The organism is Acerihabitans sp. (assembly GCF_036398755.1).
Taxonomy (GTDB): domain Bacteria; phylum Pseudomonadota; class Gammaproteobacteria; order Enterobacterales; family Enterobacteriaceae; genus Acerihabitans.
Genome location: NZ_DASWOM010000048.1, coordinates 1 through 23,351 on the forward strand (window position 1 = coordinate 1; position 23,351 = coordinate 23,351).

18 protein-coding genes are annotated in these 23,351 nt (G+C 53.9%); 15 read left to right on the forward strand and 3 right to left on the reverse strand.

The annotated features are described in order from the left end of the window. The 14 genes from VGC33_RS08445 to VGC33_RS08510 all read left to right on the forward strand — a co-directional run. Window positions 1–482, forward strand: a 482-nt coding sequence (locus VGC33_RS08445) for an IS3 family transposase (RefSeq protein ID WP_331120311.1), incomplete at its 5' end; no start/stop codon positions are given. A gap of 185 nt (window positions 483–667) precedes the next feature. After that, window positions 668–1,561: a LysR family transcriptional regulator gene (locus tag VGC33_RS08450; RefSeq protein WP_331120312.1), complete on the forward strand. Its 894-nt coding sequence runs from the start codon at window positions 668–670 to the stop codon at window positions 1,559–1,561. Window positions 1,562–2,015: 454 nt separating this feature from the next. Continuing rightward, window positions 2,016–3,011, forward strand: coding sequence for an enoyl-CoA hydratase/isomerase family protein (locus tag VGC33_RS08455; protein ID WP_331120313.1), 996 nt, complete (start codon window positions 2,016–2,018; stop codon window positions 3,009–3,011). Window positions 3,012–3,146: 135 nt separating this feature from the next. Further along, window positions 3,147–3,986: a beta-keto acid cleavage family enzyme gene (locus VGC33_RS08460; protein WP_331120314.1), complete on the forward strand. Its 840-nt coding sequence runs from the start codon at window positions 3,147–3,149 to the stop codon at window positions 3,984–3,986. Window positions 3,987–4,044: 58 nt separating this feature from the next. After that, window positions 4,045–5,214 carry a thiolase family protein gene (locus VGC33_RS08465; RefSeq protein WP_331120315.1) on the forward strand — a complete coding sequence of 390 codons (1,170 nt, stop codon included), beginning with the start codon at window positions 4,045–4,047 and terminating at the stop codon, window positions 5,212–5,214. Between the two features lie 2 nt (window positions 5,215–5,216). Then, a complete protein-coding gene (locus VGC33_RS08470) occupies window positions 5,217–5,882 on the forward strand; it encodes a CoA transferase subunit A (RefSeq protein ID WP_331120316.1) in 666 nt (221 codons plus the stop codon). Next, window positions 5,879–6,523, forward strand: coding sequence for a CoA-transferase (locus tag VGC33_RS08475; protein ID WP_331120317.1), 645 nt, complete (start codon window positions 5,879–5,881; stop codon window positions 6,521–6,523). Before VGC33_RS08470 ends, VGC33_RS08475 begins: the two co-directional genes overlap by 4 nt. Before the next feature lie 169 nt (window positions 6,524–6,692). Then, window positions 6,693–8,051 (forward strand): MFS transporter, encoded by a 1,359-nt coding sequence (locus tag VGC33_RS08480; RefSeq protein WP_331120318.1) that lies wholly within the window; start codon window positions 6,693–6,695, stop codon window positions 8,049–8,051. Between the two features lie 138 nt (window positions 8,052–8,189). Next, window positions 8,190–9,368 (forward strand): acetyl-CoA C-acetyltransferase, encoded by a 1,179-nt coding sequence (locus VGC33_RS08485; protein WP_331120319.1) that lies wholly within the window; start codon window positions 8,190–8,192, stop codon window positions 9,366–9,368. A gap of 298 nt (window positions 9,369–9,666) precedes the next feature. Then, window positions 9,667–11,580, forward strand: coding sequence for an FAD-dependent oxidoreductase (locus VGC33_RS08490; RefSeq protein ID WP_331120320.1), 1,914 nt, complete (start codon window positions 9,667–9,669; stop codon window positions 11,578–11,580). 153 nt (window positions 11,581–11,733) lie between these two features. Then, complete coding sequence (locus tag VGC33_RS08495) at window positions 11,734–12,420, forward strand: 4Fe-4S dicluster domain-containing protein (protein WP_331120321.1); 687 nt, start codon at window positions 11,734–11,736, stop codon at window positions 12,418–12,420. Then, entirely contained in the window at window positions 12,417–13,355 is a 939-nt protein-coding gene (nrfD, locus tag VGC33_RS08500) for a cytochrome c nitrite reductase subunit NrfD (protein ID WP_331120322.1), read from the forward strand. The genes VGC33_RS08495 and nrfD overlap by 4 nt, the downstream gene beginning before the upstream one ends. Before the next feature lie 27 nt (window positions 13,356–13,382). Next, window positions 13,383–14,741: an MFS transporter gene (locus VGC33_RS08505; protein ID WP_331120323.1), complete on the forward strand. Its 1,359-nt coding sequence runs from the start codon at window positions 13,383–13,385 to the stop codon at window positions 14,739–14,741. A gap of 218 nt (window positions 14,742–14,959) precedes the next feature. Then, window positions 14,960–16,339 (forward strand): carbohydrate porin, encoded by a 1,380-nt coding sequence (locus VGC33_RS08510; protein WP_331120324.1) that lies wholly within the window; start codon window positions 14,960–14,962, stop codon window positions 16,337–16,339. 55 nt (window positions 16,340–16,394) lie between these two features. Here VGC33_RS08510 and VGC33_RS08515 read toward each other — a convergent pair whose 3' ends face one another. Then, entirely contained in the window at window positions 16,395–17,888 is a 1,494-nt protein-coding gene (locus VGC33_RS08515; protein WP_331120325.1) for a sigma-54 interaction domain-containing protein, read from the reverse strand. 393 nt (window positions 17,889–18,281) lie between these two features. Between VGC33_RS08515 and fhuE the strand changes: the two genes are divergently transcribed. Further along, complete coding sequence (fhuE, locus tag VGC33_RS08520) at window positions 18,282–20,480, forward strand: ferric-rhodotorulic acid/ferric-coprogen receptor FhuE (protein WP_331120326.1); 2,199 nt, start codon at window positions 18,282–18,284, stop codon at window positions 20,478–20,480. An 88-nt stretch (window positions 20,481–20,568) separates the two neighbouring features. Here the strand turns inward: fhuE and VGC33_RS08525 are convergent, their stop codons facing one another. Then, window positions 20,569–21,804 carry a multidrug effflux MFS transporter gene (locus VGC33_RS08525; protein ID WP_331120327.1) on the reverse strand — a complete coding sequence of 412 codons (1,236 nt, stop codon included), beginning with the start codon at window positions 21,802–21,804 and terminating at the stop codon, window positions 20,569–20,571. Window positions 21,805–21,867: 63 nt separating this feature from the next. Next, window positions 21,868–23,238: an efflux transporter outer membrane subunit gene (locus tag VGC33_RS08530; protein WP_331120328.1), complete on the reverse strand. Its 1,371-nt coding sequence runs from the start codon at window positions 23,236–23,238 to the stop codon at window positions 21,868–21,870. Between the last annotated feature and the right edge of the window lie 113 nt (window positions 23,239–23,351).

Here is a 23,351-nt window from a genome sequence, read left to right on the forward strand (position 1 = left end):
CTTATATCTGGGCGGGGAAAAGCTGGCTTTATCTGGCGGTGGTAATGGACTTATACGCGCGAAAAGTGGTGGGTTGGGCTTTTTCGGCTAATCCTAACAGCCAGTTAACGAAACAGGCTTTAGAAATAGCTTATTTTTCAAGGGGAAATCCGCAGGATGTGATGTTCCATTCGGATCAAGGTTCACATTACAGTAGCGAGTTATACAGCAAATTATTGGCACATTATGGGCTAAAACGCAGCATGAGCAGACGAGGTAACTGCTGGGATAATGCACCAATGGAACGTTTTTTTCGCAGTTTGAAGACGGAATGGATCCCAGCGTTGGGTTATCACAGTGCTGAAGAAAGTAAGGCAGATGTTCTGCGCTACATAACTCATTATTATAATCGGGTCAGACCCCACAGTACAAACGGCTATCAAACCCCCCACGCAAAAGAAATGCGTTGGGAAAAAACTTCAGAATGTGTTCAGAAAAACTAGACCACAACACGGGAATAAGGGCACCCCTATGGAGATTTCTCAGTAGGGGGTGTCGACAATCCCCGCTGGGGGAAACCACACGACCCAAGCCCCATCAGGGTAAAGCGTTTGATGGGCCTCACGGTTTAGCCGATGACTTTCCAGTAAGATAAGGACATGTATTATTCAGTGAACAGAGAATGATTATGGAAACTCAACTTTTACATGAGTTTGTTTTATTATCGAAAACACTGAATTTTAGTAAAGCCGCGCAGAAAATGAATATTACTCAGCCGGTACTAAGCCGGCATATGAAATATCTTGAGGAGTATTTTGAAGTCAGTTTTTTTAAACGCGACACCCATAAGGTTGAACTGACTACCGCCGGGAAATTATTTTCCGAGGAAGCGGGTAAAATATTATTCCAATATGAAACCTCGATATCCGCGATTCACTCATTCACCGGGAAAAGCCGGCGCCGCATTTCCATTACTTTTCTGGGCGAAGCTATCCAGAAATTTTTAATTAATTTCCTGACGCAGTTCCGCGCCCAGCATAGCGATATCGCCATAGAATGCCGCGACAGCGAGTTGGATGAAGCCTTCTCTTTACTGGATAATCACATCAGCGACATGGGCTTTCTGATCAGACCTAATTTTATGGTCAATGAATCGAGATTTTGCACGCTGCCTTTTCAAACCGACCCGCTGTGCGCGGTGGTCAATAAATGCCACCCCCTGGCCGGTCGCGGCAGTGTTTCCCTGCGCGAGGTCAGCGAATGGCCGATAATGCGGGTGGATCCCAGAGAGTTTTCCCTGTCCGATGAATACAGCACCCGCTTCTTAACCATTCATAACATTGATTTCACCCTGGATAAAGAATATCCCAATCTGAAAACCTGCTGTTTTAACCTGGAATTTACCGACCGTGCGGTGCTCCTGATGCCCAGGCACCGGGGATACCTGGTCGGCCCGAACTGCGTCATGCTGGACATTGCCGAAGAGAACTGCTGGTTCAATCTGGAACTGGTATGGGATAATAAAAATACCAATCCCTCGGTGGCCATATTTCTGAAGGAGTTTAAAGATTTTTTAAAATGATTAATTCATGGGTTGCATTCTGATCTTCCCTAATTCATATAAATCAAATCTTCCTTTACCGCCTAATTCTCATTTAAAGTTAATCATACAGTTAAAAAACCCATCTGTGGTTATATTTACCGTTAAATTATACGCCATATTTAAGCTTATTTTTTTAACGCTGGTGTCCCGCTGCGTTAATAAAAATTAGAAGGACAGGTTTTTTTATCTTACTCTAACTTGTTTTTATGACGAAAGTCACCTGTTTTTTTCTAAAAAACCATTGTGTTTGGCCGCGTTGCCAAAACGGTTATGTCGCAAATGCATAGCCGAAAATATAAAAAGAATTTCCCCGGCTTGGAGGGCAATGGTACGTTTTTATTGCGCAGAAAGCACCAGACCAACAATGTGAATCACATGACTTAAATCTGTGTCGCTTCCAATAAATTCTAATAAGGCTACAAAGGAGTAAACCATGGCGATTAAAGCCAATTACGAGTCTGATCATGGAAAACGTAAAGAAATGTCCCATAAGGAATTGGGAACCATTCCCCATATGCGTTTCGAAGAATATTCAGAAAAACTGAAACATTGCTTCACCATGAAACGGGAAAACGGAATTCTCGAAGCCCGGCTGCATACCAACGGCGACAGCTTGCAGTGGGGTGCTCCCGCGCACCAGGCTCTTCACTACTTTTTCGACTGGGCCGGCAGGGATCCGGACAACGAGATCATCATCCTCGGCGGGACGGGAAAGGACTTTATGAAGGGTATCGGCCGGCTTGACGAAAAGGGCAACTGGGGCCCGGCAACCGAATTCAATTCGGCGCCGGAAGAAGCCTGGAAGATGTATGAGTATCAATATTATGACGGTACCAACGACATCGAAGGCCAGGTATTCGATGTGGAAGTGCCCACCATCGGCGTATGGAATGGCGCCGCTTTCCACACGGACCTGGTGCTTTTCAGCGATCTTACCCTTTGTACCGAAGATGCGTGGACCACGGATATGCACTTCCGGGTCAACATGGTCCCCGGCGACGGCATCGGCATTGCCTGGCGGGAACTGATGGGCCGCAAGAGATATGCCTATGCGGAACTGACCGGCGAGATTATCACGGCCCGCAAGGCCCTTGCCCTTGGTATGGTCAACGAAATCTGCCCCGATACGGAGTCCTGCTATGCACGGGCCCAGGAGATTGCCGAGCTCATCATGCGCTCCGGCAGCCGTGTCACCCGCCGCATCACCACCCAGCAGCTCAGGAAAGCCTGGAAGGAAGATATTGCCAACGAGCTTCGCAACGCCTTCTCCACCGAAATGTTCGTGACCGCTACCGAACACAGTCCCCACGAAGTCAATTACTGGCACTGGGCGCACGAAGAGGCCGAACTGGTCAAGGCGGCCGAGAAGAAAGGCAAGGTCATCCGTCCGCGTGTCAACGGCGGCCAGGAAGAAGACGAGATCAAGTAATAGGCCTGTCTCCACAGGCCCGGTAACGGATTACCCGTCATCGCCCGGATCGGGGTGTTACGCCCTGAATGCCGGTGTACCCGGGTAACCTTTTACTGGCACAGAATTCATACAGCATGTAAGCGGGGCAGATCCATGAATACAGGGAACGACGTCATTATTTCCGCCGCATTGACCGGCGCGGTGACACCGAAAGACATCAATGAAAATATCCCGCTGACACCGGAAGACATTGCCGCGGACGCTTATCGCTGCTGGCAGCGGGGCGCCGCCGTCGTCCATCTCCATATGCGCGACGATGGCGGCCTGGGCACGATGGACAGCGGAAAATTTGCCGAAACCATCCGATTGCTGCGTGGCTACCACGACTGCGATGTGATTATCAACTGCACGACGTCCGGCGACCATCGGGCCAGCGATAAGCAGCGGCAGGCGCATGTGGCCAACCTGAACGGGATAGAGATGGCGTCCTGGGACGCGGGTTCCTTTAACTGGATGCCCGGCGGCGTGTTTATCAATTCCCCGCAGTTTTTAGGCTCGCTGGGCGAGGTGTTGACCGCCCGGGGCATCAAACCCGAAGTGGAAATTTTCGATGCCGGCATGCTGGGCATCGCCGAGTATTTTGTCGAGCAGGGCAAGCTGCCCAGGCCGCTGCACTATCAATTCTGCCTCGGCGTGCCGGGGGGAATGCCCGCCACGGTGGAAAACCTGCTTTACCTGGCCGCGCATATTCCCGCCGACGCCACCTGGTCGGCGTTCGGTGTCGGCAAAGCCCATATGCCCATACTGTACGCCACCCTAGCATTGGGCGGACATGTGCGTGTGGGTCTGGAAGACAACGTCTATTTCAGCAAGGGCGTAAAGGCGTCCAACACGCAGTTGGTGGAACGCGCCGCACAGGCAATCCGGTTGTTCGGCAAGCAGGCGGCCACGCCTGACACGGCAAGAAAATTGTTGGGGATCAAGCCGCTATAGGCATCGCTCTCCGTTGTCCCTCCTTGTGGACTTCGCGGGCATACAAGAGAAGGTTGTTATGAGAGACGCAGTCATAGTATCGGCGGTTCGTACCCCGGTGGGCAAATGTCGCGGCGTGTTGGCGCCGGTACCGGCGCATATCCTGGGCGCCCTTGCCGTCAAAGAAGCGGTGAACCGGGCGAACATCGAGCCTGATAGCATTGATGATGTGATTTTTGCCAACCTGATGAATAACGAAATCAATAATATGGGCCGAATGGTGGCGCTGGAAGCCGGCCTGCCGTTTTCCGTGCCGGGGATAACCCTGGACCGCCAGTGCGCCGCGTCGCTGAATGCGCTGGCCTATGGCGCCATCCAGATCATGGCCGGTTTTGCCGATGTGATTGTCGCCGGCGGGGCGGAAAGCGATTCCCGCCGCACCTGGTCGCTGGAAAAAACCGACAGCGCCTATTCGGTACAGCCGCCGCGGTTTGTGGATATCCATACCTCGCCGGATAGCCTGGGCAACCCGCCCATGGGCATCACCGCCGAAAACGTGGCCGCCAAGTATGGCTTGACCCGCCGCCAGCTTGACGAGTTCGCGCTGCGCAGCCACCGGTTGGCCAGCGCCGCCTGGCAGGCGGGCCGGTTTGACCAACAGATGGTGCCGGTGCCCGTAACCGATAAAAAAGGCCGGCAAACCCCGGTATCCCGTGATGAGCCGCTGCGCCCCGATTGCTCGCTGGAAGCCCTGGCTTCCCTGCGGCCTAGTTTCAAAGAGGACGGCGTGGTGACCGCCGGCAACAGCTCGCCCATGAGCGACGGCGCGGGGGCCATGGTGCTGATGGAACGCTCGCTGGCGGAGAAAAACGGTTGCGAGATCCTGGGGGTCTTTCGCGGCTATGCGGCGGCGGGAGTGGATCCCAGCCTGATGGGGCTTGGCCCGGTACCCGCCACCGCCAAGCTGTTGAAGCAGGCGAGTCTGGCGGTGGGCGATATCGATTTATGGGAATTGAACGAGGCTTTCGCCGCCCAATCCCTGGCCTGCATCCGGGAAATCGGTATGGATCCCGCGCGGGTCAATCCCAATGGCGGCGCCATCGCCCTGGGGCATCCACTGGCGGGCACCGGGGCGATCCTTACCGCGAAAACCCTGTATGAAATGAAACGACGCAACCTGAACAACGCCGTTATCACGTTCTGCGTCGGTGGCGGCCAGGGCGTGGCGGTATTGCTGACGAGGAATTAATCATGCCGGGAAAATATGCTTCAGCCGATGAAATCACCCGCCTTTTTAAAGACGGCCAGACGCTGATTTGCGGTGGTTTCGCCAATTGCGGTGTCCCCAATCACCTGATCCAGTGCGTGATTGATAGCGGCGCCAGGCACTTCACGCTGATTTCCAATGATTCCGGCGACGCCGATCTCACCATCGGCCGCCTGTTTCATCACGGTCTGGTGGATAAGCTTATCGCCTCCCATATCGGTCGCAATACCGAAACCGTGGCGCTGGTGGAGGCCGGCAAAATCCAATTGGAGCTGGTGCCCCAGGGCAGCCTGGCGGAGCGAATCCGCTGCGGCGGCTCGGGATTGGGGGGCGTGCTCACCAAAACCGGTCTGGGTACCCTGGTGGAGGAAGGTAAACACCGGGTGGTGGTGAACGGTGAACTGTTTTTGCTGGAAACCGCGCTGCGGGCGGATATCGCCCTGGTGCGCGCCCGTACCGCCGATCCGCTGGGCAACCTGACCTATCGCGGCACCATGCGCAACTTCAATCCCCTGGTGGCCAAGGCGGCGCGGGTAACCCTGGTGGACGCGGACATGCTGGTGGATCTGGATGAATACGGCGTGGATCGCATTGTTACCCCCGGCGTCTATGTGGACAAGATCCTGACAACCCAAGGAGAAAATAAATGAACGCCCGTCTCAGGATAGCAAAACGCGCCGCCGGGTATTTTTCCGCCGGCGATGTGGTCAATCTGGGAATCGGCATTCCCAGCCTGTGCGGCGACTATGCGGCGCCCGGCGTGATGTTCCATACCGAAAACGGTCTGGTGGGCATGGGCCCGCTGACGTCGGGACTGCTGGCGGTGGAAGGATTCTGCAATGCCACCGGTATGCGTTTTGCGCCGGTGCCCGGCGCCAGTTCATTCGACAGCGCGGAATCTTTCGGGCTGGTCCGTTCCGGCAAACTGGCGGCGTCGGTGCTGGGCGCCCTGCAGGTGGCGCAAAACGGCGATCTGGCTAATTGGGCGCAGCCCGGCCGGGTATTCGGCATGGGCGGGGCGATGGATCTGGTGAACGGCGCCCGTCAGGTCATCATCACCATGGAACTCTGCGCCAAAGACGGCGCGCGGAAAATCGTCAACGCCTGCAGTTATCCCCTGACCGGTAAACGCTGTGTCAATCATATCGTCACGGAACAGTGCGTGATTGATGTTACCGAGGACGGACTGGTGCTGGTGGAACTGTTGGCGGGATTGACGCCGGAGGACATTCAGCGCCAGGTGGAGCCCCGGCTGATTGTGGCCGATTCTATAAAAATCATGGAAGTATAACCGCCGCGGGACCGGTGATGAAAGATGCTTCAGGCAAATCCACGCTGGATTACAACGCGGGCGGCAACGTCGACGCTGTGCCGGAAGAGGGGCAAACGCGCGGACCATCCCGATAAACCCACTACGCATCCCCGGGCGGGGCCCGACTGCGTACAACGAGCTTACCATTATGACTGGGCAAGAAAAAAACCTGGCGCTGCCACAGAAGACTATCGATCTCGCCATCCGGGGCGACGATCATCTTTCCGCCACCAAAAGTAGTTTTGGCCCCCATGGATGGACCATTATTTTTTTCCAGGCTCTGATGTTCTGGCTTGCCGCCGGCGCCGTGACCCACGGTCTGAATGTGATTCTGCCCGCCCTGTCCAAAACCTTTAACCTGGATTACAACGCGCTGCTGGCGCTGGCGACCCCCGCCTCCTGGGCTTCAATCCTGGCCGGTCCCCTTTGCGCCAGATTGTGTGAAAAAAAGGGACCCAAATTCAATATTGTTTTTTGCCTTATCGCCTGCGGATTGTGTTTCGGCCTGCTGGGTCACTGGGGGACGCTGACCGGGTTCACCGTACTGTTTGCCGGGGTCTGTTTTTTCGGCACCGGCTTCGCGTATATGGGTGGAACCGCCCTTATCGCCAATTGGTTTATCCGTAAACAGGGTCTGGCCCTGGGCTGGTGTACCATGGGACAGACCTTTTCCAGCGCCTTTTTCGTGCCGGTGCTGGCCAGTTTCTTCTCCTGGTTTGGCGTTCATAACGGATTTTGGGGCGTGTCGCTGTTGATGTTCGTCACCGCGCTGCTGGTGGCGCTATTCGCCGCCAACAAACCGGAGGACATCGGCTGCGCGCCGGACAATGCGCCCATCACCGCCGAGGAGCTGGCCGAACGGGTTCGCGAGCATAAAGACTATATTTGCCCGGTCACCACCGGTCAATTGCTACGCATGAAGGACGTCTGGTTCATGGGCATCGCCACCGGCGGTATCTATATCATGCTGGTGGGGGTGGTGAGCCAGATCGTGCCCCGATTGATGGGCATGGGATATGAACTGAGCACCGCCATCTTTTATATGACCCTCTCGGCGCTGTTCGGCACCTTTGGCGCCTATGGCTGGGGTTGGCTAAACCAAAAGGTGGGGATTAAGGCGGCCATCATGATTTACACCCTGTGGTGGATGGTGTCGGTGATTATCAACATCTTCCAGTTCAACGCGCTGACCCTGTGGATTTCCCTGCTGATGATCGGTTTTAGCCTGGCGGGCGCCACCAATTTAAGCACCGCGCTGATAGCCACTAAATTTCCACGCAGAACCTATATCCGGGCCATCGGCGTTATCGCGCCGATCCAGTCCATTGTGCGATGTTTCGCCTTTTCCATTCTGGCGGTGGGATTGACCTATCTGGGGGGATATGCCGGGGCTTATCTCCTGCTGGTGGCGGTAGGCGCCGTGACGTTGATGTTGATTTGGCAAACCGATGTGACGCCCATGGAAACCCTGCCGGCAACGTCCGGCGAACAACCCGGCATTCGTTAACAAAGGAAAGTGAATCAAGCAAGGGTCTTTCCAGACCAGGACATCCGGCAACTTATCAACAAAGAATTAACGCTGACAGCATCATTTATCAGACGGATTTCCCTGGAGAAATAAAATGGCATTCATCAAGAGGTCAATATGACGGGAATTGTAATTGCCAGTGCCGTGCGTACCGCTATCGGCAGCTTTGGCGGCGGTCTGGCTTCGTTGGCGGCCCCCCGGCTGGGCGCGCTGGTGGCGCGGGAAAGTATCCGGCGCGCCGGTATCCAGCCCGATATGATCGACGAGGTTTTCCTGGGCAATGTCCTGCAGGCGGGATTGGGCCAAAACCCGGCCCGTCAGGCGATGTTGCATGCCGGCATTAATGAAAAGACCCCGGCGACCACCCTGAATGTTGTCTGCGGATCCGGCCTGAAAAGCGTAATCCTGGCGTCTCAGGTTATCGCCGCGGGCGATGCGCAGATTGTCGTGGCGGGGGGGATGGAAAATATGTCGGCGGCGCCCTATCTGCTGGATAAAGCCCGCTGGGGCTACCGAATGGGGGAAGGCGCCCTTACCGATAGCATGGTACATGACGGGCTGTATTGCGTCATGAATCAGTACCATATGGGCATTACCGCCGAAAATGTCGCCGCCCGTTATCACATCAGCCGGCTGGAGCAGGATCATATCGCCTTGCGCTCGCAGCAGCGGGCGGCGGCGGCCATTGCCAACGGCGCGTTTCGCAATGAAATCCTGCCGGTGATCCTGCATGGCAAAAAAGGCGATATTATTTTCGATACGGATGAGCATCCCCGAGGGGATGTCAGCGCCGAGAGCCTGGCCGGGCTGCGTCCGGCCTTTACGCCTGAGGGCAGCGTCACGGCGGGTAATGCCTCCGGCATCAATGACGGCGCGGCCGCGCTGGTGGTCATGAGCGAAGCCCGGGCCCGCGCGTTGGATATCCGGCCGTTGGCGCGGATCCGTGGTTATGCCACCTGCGGCGTCGATCCGGCTTTTATGGGCATCGGGCCGGTGCCGGCGGTACGCGCGGCACTGAAGAAGGCCGGCCTGGGCATCGGTGACATTGACCTGATCGAGGCCAATGAAGCCTTTGCCGCGCAGTTCGCCGCGGTGGGCCATGAGCTGGGACTGGATGAGGACAAGACCAACGTCAATGGCGGCGCCATTGCCCTGGGGCATCCCATCGGCGCCTCCGGCGCCAGGATCCTGGTAACGCTGTTATATGCCCTGGCGGCCCGGGACGAAACCTTCGGCCTGGCGACCCTGTGTGTCGGCGGGGGATTGGGGGTGGCGATCGTGGTGGAACGCTTTTGATAGCCGGCAGTTTAAGGCAGAGAGGCAGATCGTTGATTCATAAATGCATTGAAAATACAAAAATGCATGATGACCCTTTTTACGGGGTAGCCTGACAGTCCGATCTTGACGATATTTTTTATCGCCGGGATCGAAACCCGACATAATAAGCGCGGTGAAGTTGGAAATGACGTGTAATAAAGCTAATTGCAATCATTTTACCTTATATACCCGATAAAATCGGGCGCGGATTAATATTGGCACCAACTTTGCTCAATATCGTAGGTAAATAAAACTTATATAAGCGGATCGATATTCTATGAAAAACGATTATGTGAAAAAGAAATTACCGGCTTTCGTCGCGCTCATTCTGGGCTGCTCCGTGGGTTTTTCGGCCAATGCGGCCGTTACCGCCGGCGACTATACGGCGTCGGCCAAAGGCCTGGAAAGCGATGTCAAGGTTACCGTTTCCATTGATCAAACGGGAACGATTAAAAATGTCGTCGCCGATGCGTCCGGAGAAACCCCTGAATTGGGGGGCGTGGCGGCGCCTCAGGTGGCGAAATCCATTGTTGATACGCAAAGTCTGGATGTGGACGGCATGACCGGCGCCACTGAAACCAGCGATGCCGTCAAGACAGCCGCGAAGGAAGCCTTGCTCAAAGCGGGGGCGGACATCGGTAAATATACCGGCGGGTCGGTTAAAACCGCCGCCGCCCCGGTTGCCGATGAAGAAAAAACGGTGGATGTGGTGGTGATGGGGGGCGGTACTTCCGGCACTGTCGCCGCGCTTGCCGCGGAAGAAAAGGGCGCCAAGGTCCTGGTCGTTGAAAAATCGGCGGTGGTGGGCGGCAGCGGTAATATGGCCAGCGGCTTTTTCGCCGTGGGGTCATCGCTGCAAAAATCGCTGGGCATGAAATATACCCCGCAAGACCTGACGCACAGGCTGCTGGAGTATAACCATTATTTATCCGACGGTCCGCTGACCAAAGCCATTGTGTATAAATCGGGTTCAACGGCTGATTGGATGGCAAAGCACGGGGTAAAGTTTGAAATCAAGGCCGCCGCCAAAAATACCAATCAGCTGCAGCAGGCACATATGGATGATCCCATTAAGGCCGATATTTACCATCATTATCTGGATACCAACGCCGCCTATAAGAGCCTTTATGCCAGTTTCCAGCAAGCGGGTGGAGAATTGATCAAGAATACCGCCGTTAAGTCGTTGATTCAGGAAAAAGATGGCAGGGTCACCGGTTTGATCGCGCAAAAAGCGGACGGTGGAAAATTAATCGTTCATGCCAAAGCGGTCATCATTGCCAGCGGCGGGTTCGGTGGTAATGAAAAACTGGTCCGGGAAGTAATGAATACGCCTAATATCCATATACTGGCCTGGCCGAATCAGGGTGAGGGGCTCAGAATGGCCTGGGACGCCGGCGGGGCGGAATGGAGTTTTCATTCCGCGTTGATTCATGCCTGTAAATTAGTGGGTATTAGTTCGTCATCCACGGCCGATAAAGGGAATGCCGAAAACGATAATCCACTTATCTGGTTATTAAAATCGCCCTTATTATGGGTGGATGCCAACGGTGAACGGTTTGGCGATGAAGGCTTGGTCTATGATTCGGCTTACTGGGCTAATGTGTCGTATTCGGCCGGCGGTAAATATTACATCATTCTCGATAGCCAGACGTTAAATGCTTACACCAACAAATCATTCCCGTTTCCTTTATCAGGCGCCGGCCCGGCCAATCCCCCCAAGGGCGGCGATTTCGTGGCGCTGGCGGATGCCGCTGTTGACGGGGGCAAAAGCAAAAATATCTTTAAAGGGCAAACTCTGGAAGCGTTGGCTAAAAACATGGGCGTGGAAGCCGGTCAATTGGAGAAAACCGTTGCCCGCTATAACGATCTGGTAAAAGCCAAATCAGACCCGGACTTTGGCAAAAAGCCCGGCTATTTGGTTTATCCCGTGAGCTCCGGTCCATATTATGCGTTTGAAACCCAAGTGGTCAGCTTAAGCAGTATCGGCGGGATACGGGTGAATGCCAAATTACAGGTCACCGATATCAATGCCAAACCCGTCCCCGGGTTATACGCGATAGGGAATGTTGCCGCCGGTTTTTATAGCGGACCGTCTTATCCGCCTTATGAAGGTTTAGCCAATGGCTTTGCGTTGAATTCAGGCCGTATCGCCGGCGAAAGCGCGGCGGAAACCATCGCGGCCTCTCATTAACAGCAAGCAGGGCGGGATCGGATCAGCAGCGCCTTAAGCGGGTCGCTATAAAGCCCTATTGGCTGCTGCAATACAGGAACATTACCCCTTGCCGGAGTATTCCGGCAAGTGATGAAGCATTGCTCTCGCATGATATTTAATTAAGGGGTCGGTATGGGCGTGTCGCGTCGCGGATTTATTATAGGAATAGGTGGCGCTGTATTGGCGGCCAATCCAATGAAGCATATTCTGGCGGACGTCATTACCCCGCAAACCCTGGTCATCGGTAATATCCGCTATGGCATGATCCATGATGAAACCCGTTGCATCGGCTGCCGCGCCTGTATTTTAGCCTGCCATAAAGTGAATCAGGTTCCGGCGGAGGTCACGCGGCTGGATATCCTGGATAACGGCACGTACCGGGAACTGAATAAAAACTCGCGGCAATTTGTGCGCAAATCATGCCAGCATTGCGATAACCCGCCGTGCGTGGAGGTCTGTCCTACCGGCGCGTCTTATAAAGACTTCAAAACGGGCATTGTGGATGTCCATCACGATCGTTGTGTCGGGTGCCGGTACTGTATTGCCGCCTGTCCCTATCATGTTCGTTTCATCCATCCGCTATCGAAAACGGCGGATAAGTGTAATTTCTGCCGGGATACCAATCTCGCCGCCGGTAAGCCGCCGGCCTGCGTGGCGATTTGCCCGGTGAAGGCGTTGACCTTCGGTAATCTGGACGATCCGGACAGTGATATCGCCAAGCTCGTCGCCGGCAAAACCGTATACCGGAACAAACTGTATTTAGGCACTTCCCCCAAGCTCTACCATATAGCGGGTAAATTTGGAGAAATACGAGAATGAACGCTGCGTTTCATTTCGATACCCTGGTCTGGGATTGGCCCATTGCGATTTACCTGTTATTGATAGGTATTTCATCAGGCATGGTAATAATAGCCGTTTTGCTTAAAAGGCACATCCTGGTGATCAATGCGGTCAACGACGGCATCATCAAGGCGACAACCATTATCGCGCCGTTAGCGGTCATCCTCGGGCTGGTGATTCTTATTTTTCATTTGGCGCGCTCATGGACATTTTGGTATTTGATGGTGTTCTACAACCCACATTCGGTAATGTCACTGGGGGTCATGCTATTCCAGATTTACATGCTGGTGCTGATATTCTGGATAATCGCCATTTATCAGGAAAAGATTACCGATATCCTACATCCGGCCTGGGTAAGCCGGCTGGTGCGCCTTATCGCCAGATGGGAACGCGGGCTTGACCTCATTATGGTTTTTTTGGCGGTCCTGTTAAGCGTTTATACCGGCTTTCTGCTGCTGGCCTTAAAATCCTATCCGTTGTTGAACAATCCGGTACTGCCGTTGCTTTTCCTGGCCTCCGGCCTGACGTCAGCCGTTGCCATGGCGATATTTTGCGCACTGGTCTTCTATAAACAATCGGTTCATTCACCGTCACTGGCCTTTATTCATCGTCTGGAACTGCCGCTCATCATGATAGAGCTGGTCCTGCTGGCGGTTTTTTTTATCGGTCTGATTTTTGGCGGCGGGCAAAGGGAAGTCGCGGCGTTAACCGCGTTAAGGGGATTTTGGGGCGCTGTTTTTTGGCTGGGAATCGTGGGGTTGGGTATTTTATTACCCATTGCCTTGGCGTTGTTATGCAGCGAACGTATCAAATTCAATAAAGCTTACCTGGTGACCATGTCCGGTATCGGGCTGTGCAGCGTGTTCATGCTTCGCATGTTTATATTGTATGCGGGACAAATGGTGATGGCATAAATGAACAACTCAACCTGGCTTCAGAGCATGGCATCATTAACTTTTTTCATGCAATCATTGGATACCACCATGTTATATCTGGCCATCCCTTCCATGGCGGAGGCATTGCATCAGTCCTCCCTCAGCATGGGGATGATGGTTGTTTCTTATATGCTGACGGTGATGGTATTCACGCCGGTATGCGGATGGCTGGCGGATACCTATGGCTATCGGCGAATCTATCTATTATCGTTGGGCTTATTTACCCTTGGGTCTGGTTTGTGCGCCTCGGCGGATACGCTAACGGGTATTATTCTGGCGCGTTTTTTACAGGGTATCGGAGGGGCATTAATGCTGCCGGTGGTGCGGGTCGCCATTTTAAAAACAACCTTGCCGGCGCAAAAATTTTCCGCCTTGAACAAAATCACCTTATTGGGATTAGGGGGCACGCTGCTGGGACCACCGTTGAGCGGGTTCCTGATAACCACCTTCTCCTGGCGAATGATTTTTCTGGTCAATATTCCCTTATGCCTGATTTGTTTTGCCCTGGCAAAAAAATACATGCCGGAACAGATAAGATCAAACGTGCGGGCAAACTTCGATACGATAGGATTCATGCTGGTGGTGCCGGCATTATTATTTATCTTGCTGTGTTTGTTGGGTATTGGTAAACAATATTTTACCAGCATGTGGGTGACGGCATTTTTTCTGATAGCCATGGTGTTGTTATATAGCTATAAAAATCATCAGGATAAAATCGTTGAACCGTTATTTTCGCTTTCGTTGTTTCGGCACAGAACGTTTGCCGTGGGCATCGCCAGTAATATTTTCGTGCGGATTTTTTTAGCGTCGGTACCCTTGGTCCTGTCGCTGATGCTGCAACTGGAGTTTAAGTATTCGCCGGCGGGGGTGAGTATCATTATGCTGTCGCTGGCGGCGGGATCGTTAAGCGCCAGGTTGTTGCTGCGACCGGCATTGGAATGGTTCGGGTACCGGTGTTTATTGCTGATGGCGACCATGGCGAGCGCTGCGTTGATTTACTCTTTGACCTTTTCAGCGTTGAACGGCTCGCTGGATATTATTGTTGTATTGATATTTATATTAGGGGTTTTTACCTCTGTTCTCTATGCCACCATGAATACCTTGACATTTAGTGAGCTAACGGATGACACCTATAATGCCGGCAACAGCTTGCTTGTACTGAGTCAGCTCATTTCAATCATAATAAGCGTTACGCTAACCTTCGCGTTGCTTCGTTATGTTAACTATGCAGATAATGCAAGGGGGTGGGAAAATTACCATGTGTCGTTTTTATTGATGAGTTTGGGACTGTTTTTATGTTGCTTTATTTTTTTACGCCTGGATAAAAACGATGGCGATGTTCTTATCCAAAGAGCGCAGAAATAAAAAATACAGAAATTAAAAATAATCGTGCATGCCTGTAATTTTTGGCAGGCATGTTGACCCCATTATTTTAACAAAATGTACCTTATGAATGATAACCAGAATCGGAAAACAACGCGCTGATAACTCCGCCGGAATAGGGCATGTCATCGCCGTTGGGCCGTCATTGTATAAATTAATGACCGGCCGTTTCCGTCCTATTACCTCAATGGGATAGAACAATGAAAATAACACCTCATAATATATGGACCCGTATGCTATGTTCCGGCGCGATCGTCTGCGGCACGGCGCTGACGAGTAGCGCGGCGCTTGCCGCCGCCGACGCGGAATCCTCCAACCGCCCGCTGTCCGACGCGGGGGCATGGCTGTCGGAGCACGGCATCACCCCGCATATCATGGCGTCTCAGCTTTGGTTGGGCAACCCCAGCGCGGGTACCTCCACCGACCAGCAGCAGACATATACGATGTTTTTCGCCGGCGCGGATTTCGATCTGGATCACATGGGGCTGATTCCCGGCGGCACCGTCCACTTCATGCAACTGTGGGTGCCTTTCAGCCATAATACCGGCTACGGTAATAACGCCGGGGGCCTGTTGGCCGGCGATCCGCCGCCCTATATCCCCAAGGTAGCGCATTTGCTGCGTTTTGGTTATGAACAGAAACTGTTCAACGACCAGTTGTCCCTCGAAGTCGGCAAAAGCAACCCCGGCCAGTTTGTCGGTTTCACCAACTGTAATGTGCAGTCGTCCTGCGTGAATACCGTACTGAATAAAACCGCGGGGTTCGCACCCGCGCCTTATGCCGGCTGGGGCGCGCGCGCCAGCTACCACGTTACGCCAGAGCTGGAGTCCAACATCGGCGTCTGGCGCACCTATCAGGCGTTTCCGTTCACCAACGGCTGGGAACGGTGGGACGACGACTACGATACCGGTAGTACCCTGCTGGTCGCCAATGTCGCGCGGCGTGTCAGTTGGCAGCAGGAGCCCTATCCCTTCAACTGGGAGGCGCTGGCGTTCCACAACAATCTGCAATACAACGACGCTTACTCCACGGTGAACGGCACCTCAAAGGTGTACGATGGCGGCTCCGCGGTGCTGACCCACAACAATGTCTCCGGCTTTTATCTTACGGCAAAAAAAGCCCTATGGCGGCGTGACGGCGGGGCCGATCCGCGCAATCCCGCGCCCAGCGCCGTGAGTCTGCACGGCAGTTGGTCACAAACCTTGCAATCGGATGCCTATACGGGGATAGCCACGTTGGCTGACGCCGGGCTTATCTGGTCGGGACCCTGGCAGAGCCGCCCCGATGACAGTTACGGCCTGACCTTCCGCTGGGGCAGGCTGACGGACGGAGAGCACCGCTACTTGCAGGACATGTACGATTCCCAGGGCGGAACGGGGTGGCGGGTGCCGCGTAACGAGCAGCAGTTGAGCATTGATGCTTCCTTTATGCTGACGCCCGAGGTCAACTTGACGATGACCGGTTCTCGTGTCTGGAACAACACCAATTACCAATATGCCTATACCAATGTCAAACCGGAGGATGGCTACACCTTCTGGATCCAGGTCAACGTGATGATGGAAAAACTGCTCGGTCTGTGACCGCGACGGACCGCGTCAATGGCCGGCCCGGGCCGGCCATTCGCGTTTACGGCCATCATCCCTGATAGCAAATCATCTCCGTATCCTGACTGGACCTTCTGCGTCCCAGGCCCAGTGTTTGCATTTTCCTGACGATGGTGGATTGGGACACGCCCAGGGCGGTGGCAATATGGTAGGTGGTTTTGTATTTTTCCGACGCCAGCGTCAATACTGTCCTTTCTATGTGCGACAGGATATCCGGCAAGGAATGGTTATTGCGTATTTGCCTGCAGCAAAAATTCAGCAATTCGTCGTCAATATCGCCGGGCTGGGAACGTTGTTGGTTCTTGTTTAAGAGTGGGGAGATGATTTCCTCGGTGATGAAGTTTTCATCGCAACAAATATACAAATATTCAATGATATTTTCCAGTTGCCGGATGTTGCCCGGCCAAGAGTAGTCGACTAATATCTTCAATGTTTGCGTGGGAAATCTGATAATTCTGTTATAGATAGCATCAAATTTATGTAGGAAATACTCGGTCAGTAACGGGATGTCGTTTTTCCTGTCCCTTAAGGGGGTTAAATGGATGGGAATCAGGCTGAGCCGGTAAAAAAGATCTTCACGGAATTGCTTGTCAGCCATTTTTTTATCCAGGTCGGAATTGGTGGCGGCAATGACCCGTACATTCAGTTTGACTGGCTTGGTGCCACCCAAACGGACGATTTCTTTTTGCTGCAATACGCGTAATAATTTAGCCTGGGCCTCGAAGGGTAAATCGCCGATTTCGTCCAGGAATATCGTACCGCCGTTTGCCTGCTCAAAAAAGCCGGCTCTTCCTGACGTGGCGCCGGTGAATGCCCCTTTTTCATAGCCGAACAATTCGCTTTCAATAAGGCTGGTCGGGATCGCCGCACAGTTGAGTTTGATAAAGGGTCTATCTGCTCGCGCGCTTAATTTTTGGATATTCTCGGCCACGACTTCTTTACCCGTGCCGGATTCGCCGCGAATTAAAACAGAAGCGTCCGTTTTTGCAACCCTCAGCATAATCCGCTTCAGTTCTTCCATGGGTTTGCTGATACCGATCAAATTGGCAAAGGGTAGGGGAGTAGACAACCTTTTTGTTTCCAACGGCTCATGGTAGGATTCGAATGAATAAATAGGATAGTTAAATTTGGCATGTAATTTCTGAAAAAACGATTGTGCATACAGTATTGAAACCACGTGTTCAATCTCGTTTTCCTCATCGAGCACCGGCATGCCTGATACAAAAGCCATTTTTTCCGGTAACAGATGATGAACAAAAAACGCCATTGCCTCTTTCTTTTGTTTAAGGACCTCCGTGGTAATCGCGTTTTTGAAATATTTCCCTTCTTTAATGATATCGTCAATGGTCCGGCCCAGGATCGCATCAGCGTCTATAATGGGATTTTCCCGCAGGTATGCCTGGTTGATATATTCCGTAACGCCGCTGGAGTTGGTGATGTAAATCGGGCATTCCAGGGTATCGACGATTTTTTTAAAATCAATCCCGGTCTCGTTAGCCGTATGACAAAAATTTCCGCTGGACATGGTGGCCCTCTTGAAAACCGGTGATTGAAAAACATCCTGTCCTGGCGCAAAGGGCCCGGTGCCGCTGGGCTTTACCGGGGATGTCCCTGATGCCGATAAATGATTGTATTAAAAAAATACGATAGTTAATGTTAGATATACTTATAAATAGAATTGATAGCCGGATATGTGAAATAAATCACATATCAATCCGGTCGCGTTGGCGAAGACGCAAACCATCTCATGACCCCCTTTTTGTGATAATTCCCTTGCATCTTAATGATAATACATATCATTATTGTTCGTGTTTCGTTATGGTCTTGATAGGTCAACTTTGCAGGTAGCTGTCTTGGCCGACGAAAACACAGACAAGTCACATTGCGCTAACAATGTTTATCCAAAAAGGAGAAATTTATGTCTTTCCACGGCAGGGGAAGCAATGCCGATCTGCTCGCATTGTCAGGCATCAGAAACAGATTTTCCGTTTCGTTGTTGGTATTGGCAATACCACCAATGTTCAATTTTTCGCCAGTCTACGCGGCGCAAGCCGCAGCCGAGACGTCATCCACACCGACCCCATCGCAGACCATCACCGTAACGGCCAGCGGTGAGGATTCAACCGGGGAACCGCGGGATTACAGCGCAAAAACCACCCGCGCCGGCACGAAAATGCTGATGGCCGCGCGGGATATCCCGCAATCGGTCAGTATCATGACGGAACAGCGCATGCAGGATCAAAGCCTGCAGTCGGTAGGCGACGTTCTGCGCAACACGACCGGCGTGTCGGCCAGTATTTTCGACAGTGAACGTTCCAGCTATTACGCCCGTGGTTTTTATATCAACAACTACAGCTTTGATGAGATTCCCACCTCCGTAAGCGAAGCCTGGAACTTTGGTGACGCGGATGACGATACCGCCATTTATGACCGTATTGAAATCGTGCGCGGCGCAACCGGTTTAATGACCGGTGCCGGGAACCCGGCGGCATCGGTGAATATGGTGCGTAAGCACGCCGACAGCCACGAATTTACCGGCAACTTCAGCGCCAGCTACGGCAGTTGGAATAAACAGCGCTATGTGGCGGATATTTCGGCTCCCCTGAATGACAGCGGCACCGTGCGCGGCCGGGTCGTTGCCGGCTATCAGGATCAGGACGGCTGGCTGGATCGCTACCATAAGAACAAGAAATTCCTTTACGGCGTATTGGATACGGATGTGACCGACAGCACCACCCTGTCGCTGGGCTACAGCTATCAGGAGATCGATACTGATGGGGCGACCTGGGGAGGGTTAACTCCTTGGTTTAGCAACGGCTCGCGAACACACTTCGATCGCAGCATGAATTCCGCGGCAAACTGGACGTCCTTTGATACCGATTCGCGCAAGGTGTTTGCCAACCTCAAACACGATTTTTCCAACGGATGGACTTTCCGCGTTAACGGCACCCATGCGGAATCGACCATGAATGGCAAGCTGCTGTATGTTTCCGGTTTTCCCGACCAGGAGACGGGCGAGGGCCTTTCCGGCTACGGCTCTTATTACACGGGTGAGCGTAAGCAAATCGCGCTGGACAGCTACGCCAGCGGGCCGTTTACACTTTTTGGCCGCCGGCATGAACTGGTAACCGGCGTCAGCTACAGTCGCCAGGACAACAGTTATTATGGCGCGGGCGCCAATATCGGCAGCGCCGATATCGGCAACATTTATCACTGGAGCGGCAATGTCGACGAACCGGAATGGGCGGCGTTATCGCTGACATCCGATGACACCGTGCGGCAGAAGGCGGCCTACGGCGTGGCGCGTTTCTCGTTGGCCGACCCCCTCCGTCTCATCCTCGGCGCGCGTTACACCCAGTGGAGCACCGACGGCAGCAGCGCCAATATGAAAAAAAGCAATATCACGCCTTATGGCGGCCTGGTATATGACATCAACGATGCTTTGTCGGCCTATGCCAGCTATACCTCGATCTTCCAGCCGCAAAGTTACCGCGATCGCAACGGCGGTTTCCTGTCTCCCGTCACCGGTAAAAACTATGAAACCGGCCTCAAGGCCGACTGGTTTGACAGCCGCCTGACGGCGACGGTTGCCGTGTTCCGTATCGAGCAGGATAACGTGGGACAGGTTGACGGAGATCACTACGTCAATGGCACCAGCGAGCGGGCTTACTACGCTGCAAAAGGCGCGGTGAGTAAAGGGGCGGAGTTAGAGGTTAACGGTGCGGTCACCGATAATCTGCAGCTTACCTTTGGCGCTTCGCGCTATGTGGCGCGTGATGCCACCGGCCGTTTCAACAGCTATATGCCGCAGACGCAGTTTAAGCTGTTCACCCGTTACCGGGTGCCAATGATGCCTGAGCTTACCGTTGGCGGTGGGGCAAATTGGCAAAACCGGACCTTCCAGGACGGGACGGGACCACAAGGGCAGACGCGCATTTACCAGGGCAGCTATCCGCTGGTCGATCTGTTTGCCCGTTATCAGGTGACAAAACAGCTTGCGGTGCAGGCCAATATCAAAAACCTGTTTGACCGGACCTATTATACCTGGCTCAGCAACGATGCCGCGGTATATGGCGAACCGCTAAACTATTCGGCCAACGTTTCGTACGCATTTTGACAGGTATCTCCCCCGGCAATATGCCGGGGGGATACGCATCCCACCGTCATGGATACTTTTTGCCGGCATCGGCGCGGGAGGGGGATTTTCAGTCATTTTCATGCGGGTCATGACGCGTGCCGGAGACCTCGATGATAACCGCGCATTTTTCTTTACCGGCGATAAAAAAGAAGGCAAGAATAGCGAGCATATACGCCGCCCATAAAGTGAGCGTCATGGTAAAAACCGACGTTCCACCGATGCCGGAAAGCGGTACGCTGATGCCGCCAAAAGTGAACATGGTGACGCCTAACACCGCCGATGCGCTACCGCCCGCATTGTTGTTTTGGGTTTGCATGGCCAGCGAGGACGCAGTAGTGCAAATGGCGCTGTTGCAGGCTATGGCGAAAAACAAGATAACCAGGAAAACCGGCAAAGGCGCACCGATAACACCTGCCAGTAACAATGTACTGCTAATCATGCCCGCGAACGCCAGTGCGCCCTTAAGCAATGTGAACTCACCGTATTTTTTGCTTAATCCTGCGGCCAGCTGTGCGGCGATGATAAGCCCGATGCCATTGATGGCAAAACAGAGACTGAACCCGAGCGGGGACATATTATAGATGCGCTGTAGTACAAAGGGGGACGCGCCGATATAAGCAAACATGCCCGCCAGCATGAGCGCCTGTGTCAGGCAGAACCCGATAAACGCCTTATGCCTGACCACCGAGCCGATAGAGCTTAACATCGCGCCGAAACTGCCAGGGTTGCGCTTTCCCTCAGGCAGGCTTTCGCTGATATTAAGCCTGGCCATGACGAGCAACACCACGCCTATCGCGGTAAGCACCGCAAACAGGCCGCGCCAGTCCATGACCGACAGCAGCGCGCCACCCAGTATCGGGGCGACAATAGGGCCAAGCCCATTGACCATCATCAACATGGCGAAAAACGTGGTGAGCTCATGGCCTGTATAGAGATCGCGTGCAATGGAGCGTGAGAGAACGGCGCCGCCGGCACCGGCTATGCCCTGGAGAAAACGGGCCAGGATAAGTTGGGTTGCCGTCGGCGCGAGCATGCACCATACGGAGGCCATGATAAATAACGCCAGCGAGAGCAATAATGGTTTCATTCTGCCGACCTGATCGCTGACCGGCCCGAACAGCAGTTGACCGATCCCAAGGCCAAAAAGACTGGCGGTCAGCGTCAACTGAGCCGTGGAAGTGGAGACATTAAGCTCCGTCGATAGGTGAGGCAGCGCCGGCAGGTATAGATCGGTACACAAAGGACCGAAAGCGGCAAGTAAACCAAGATTGATTATATAGTTAACCCGAACTGACAATTTCATCCCCTCTCCTGGCGAAAGACATATAGGTAATGGGCCAACGAGCGGCCCTGGCGTATGGCGGACTTAAATACCGCCTCCCAGCGATTGCCAAAGCGTGATGCGGTTTTCATAATCGGTTTGCTTCAGCGAGATTAAATCCTGCTGGGCGGCATACAGCGTCCGTTGCGCCACCAGCATGTTCAGGTAGCTGTCCACGCCGTTGCGGTAGCGTAAATCCGATAAATGGTAGCTTTTCATCGCGGCGGCGACATAGGCATTTTGCGCATCCAGCCGTTCTTGCAGGGTGGCCCGGCTGGCCAGCGCATCGGCCACATCTTTAAACGCGCTTTGAATCGCTTTTTCATAAGCGGCGATATAGCCCTTCTTTTCAGCCTCGGCATAGCGCAATGCCGCGAGATTCTCTCCACCGGCGAAAATGGGCAGGGTCAGGCTCGGGGCGAATGACCACACATGACTCCCGTGACCGAACAGGTTGGACAGGGAACTGCTGCCGACCCCGGCGCTGGCGGTCAGCGTCAGGCTGGGGAAAAAAGCCGCCCGCGCGCTGCCAATATCCGCATTGGCGCTTTTAAGCTGATGCTCGGCTTCCTGGACATCCGGACGACGAAGCAATACCTCGGACGAGACGCCGGACGGCACGATGGCAATGGCGTCCTCCAGCGGCTCCAGGGTGTCGGGCAGCAGCGAGGCGGGCACGGATTCACCCACCAGCAGATTCAACGCGTTGATATCCTGCGCCACCGAGGTGGTATAACCGGCCACGTCGCCCCGGGCTTGCTGATAGATGGTAATGGCCGAGTTAACCGCCGTACCGTCGTCCGCCCCCAGTTCGAGGCGCCGTTCCGTTACTTTCACGGTATCCGCCGCGCTCTGCAGGGTGACTTTCGCCAAGGCCAGGCTGCTTTGATCGGCGGCCAGGGTCATCCAGGCCGTCGTCGTCTCCGCAATCAGGGTAATGCGGGTATTTTTGGCGGTCGCGTCGGAGGCCAGCCAGCTCTCTTTGGCCGCCCGCGATAAGCTGCGGTTTTTACCAAACAGATCGAGCTCAAAGGAACTGACGCTGCCGCTGGCCTCGGCGCTGCCGCTTATCTCGGATACCCCGTTGCTGACGGAACGGCTGCGACTGGAGCTTAACCCGGCATCCAGCGCGGGGTAGAGGGCCGCTTTCTTCTCCCCATACAACGCCCGCGCCGCCTCGATGTCCGCGATGGCCTGGCGTAAATCACGGTTCGATTTTAACGCCCGGCCCACCACCTGCTTCAATCGGTCGTCGTTGACTATCGCCTGCCACTCGGTTAACTCCAACTGCGGCCGGGTGCTCTGCCCATCGGGCCATACGGCCGGCACGGGCGCGGCGGGGCGCACATAATGAGGATCCAGTGATATACATCCTGCCAGTAATAGCATGGACGCAATAAGCATTTTCCTCAGCATGACGATTTACTCCCCACAACAGCCGCTTTGGTAACGACTTTTTTCACTAACACAAAAAATAACGGCACGAAGAAAATAGCCAGGAAGGTGGCGGTCACCGTTCCGCCCACGAT

Excerpts from the sequence above, each read along its gene's own strand:
- VGC33_RS08450 (WP_331120312.1), top strand. The coding sequence starts at position 668 with ATGGAAACTCAACTTTTACATGAGTTTGTTTTATTATCGAAAACACTG.
- VGC33_RS08455 (WP_331120313.1), top strand. The coding sequence starts at position 2,016 with ATGGCGATTAAAGCCAATTACGAGTCTGATCATGGAAAACGTAAAGAA.
- VGC33_RS08460 (WP_331120314.1), top strand. The coding sequence starts at position 3,147 with ATGAATACAGGGAACGACGTCATTATTTCCGCCGCATTGACCGGCGCG.
- VGC33_RS08465 (WP_331120315.1), top strand. The coding sequence starts at position 4,045 with ATGAGAGACGCAGTCATAGTATCGGCGGTTCGTACCCCGGTGGGCAAA.
- VGC33_RS08470 (WP_331120316.1), top strand. The coding sequence starts at position 5,217 with ATGCCGGGAAAATATGCTTCAGCCGATGAAATCACCCGCCTTTTTAAA.
- VGC33_RS08475 (WP_331120317.1), top strand. The coding sequence starts at position 5,879 with ATGAACGCCCGTCTCAGGATAGCAAAACGCGCCGCCGGGTATTTTTCC.
- VGC33_RS08480 (WP_331120318.1), top strand. The coding sequence starts at position 6,693 with ATGACTGGGCAAGAAAAAAACCTGGCGCTGCCACAGAAGACTATCGAT.
- VGC33_RS08485 (WP_331120319.1), top strand. The coding sequence starts at position 8,190 with ATGACGGGAATTGTAATTGCCAGTGCCGTGCGTACCGCTATCGGCAGC.
- VGC33_RS08490 (WP_331120320.1), top strand. The coding sequence starts at position 9,667 with ATGAAAAACGATTATGTGAAAAAGAAATTACCGGCTTTCGTCGCGCTC.
- VGC33_RS08495 (WP_331120321.1), top strand. The coding sequence starts at position 11,734 with ATGGGCGTGTCGCGTCGCGGATTTATTATAGGAATAGGTGGCGCTGTA.
- nrfD (WP_331120322.1), top strand. The coding sequence starts at position 12,417 with ATGAACGCTGCGTTTCATTTCGATACCCTGGTCTGGGATTGGCCCATT.
- VGC33_RS08505 (WP_331120323.1), top strand. The coding sequence starts at position 13,383 with ATGGCATCATTAACTTTTTTCATGCAATCATTGGATACCACCATGTTA.
- VGC33_RS08510 (WP_331120324.1), top strand. The coding sequence starts at position 14,960 with ATGAAAATAACACCTCATAATATATGGACCCGTATGCTATGTTCCGGC.
- VGC33_RS08515 (WP_331120325.1), bottom strand. The coding sequence starts at position 17,888 with ATGTCCAGCGGAAATTTTTGTCATACGGCTAACGAGACCGGGATTGAT.
- fhuE (WP_331120326.1), top strand. The coding sequence starts at position 18,282 with ATGTCTTTCCACGGCAGGGGAAGCAATGCCGATCTGCTCGCATTGTCA.
- VGC33_RS08525 (WP_331120327.1), bottom strand. The coding sequence starts at position 21,804 with ATGAAATTGTCAGTTCGGGTTAACTATATAATCAATCTTGGTTTACTT.
- VGC33_RS08530 (WP_331120328.1), bottom strand. The coding sequence starts at position 23,238 with ATGCTGAGGAAAATGCTTATTGCGTCCATGCTATTACTGGCAGGATGT.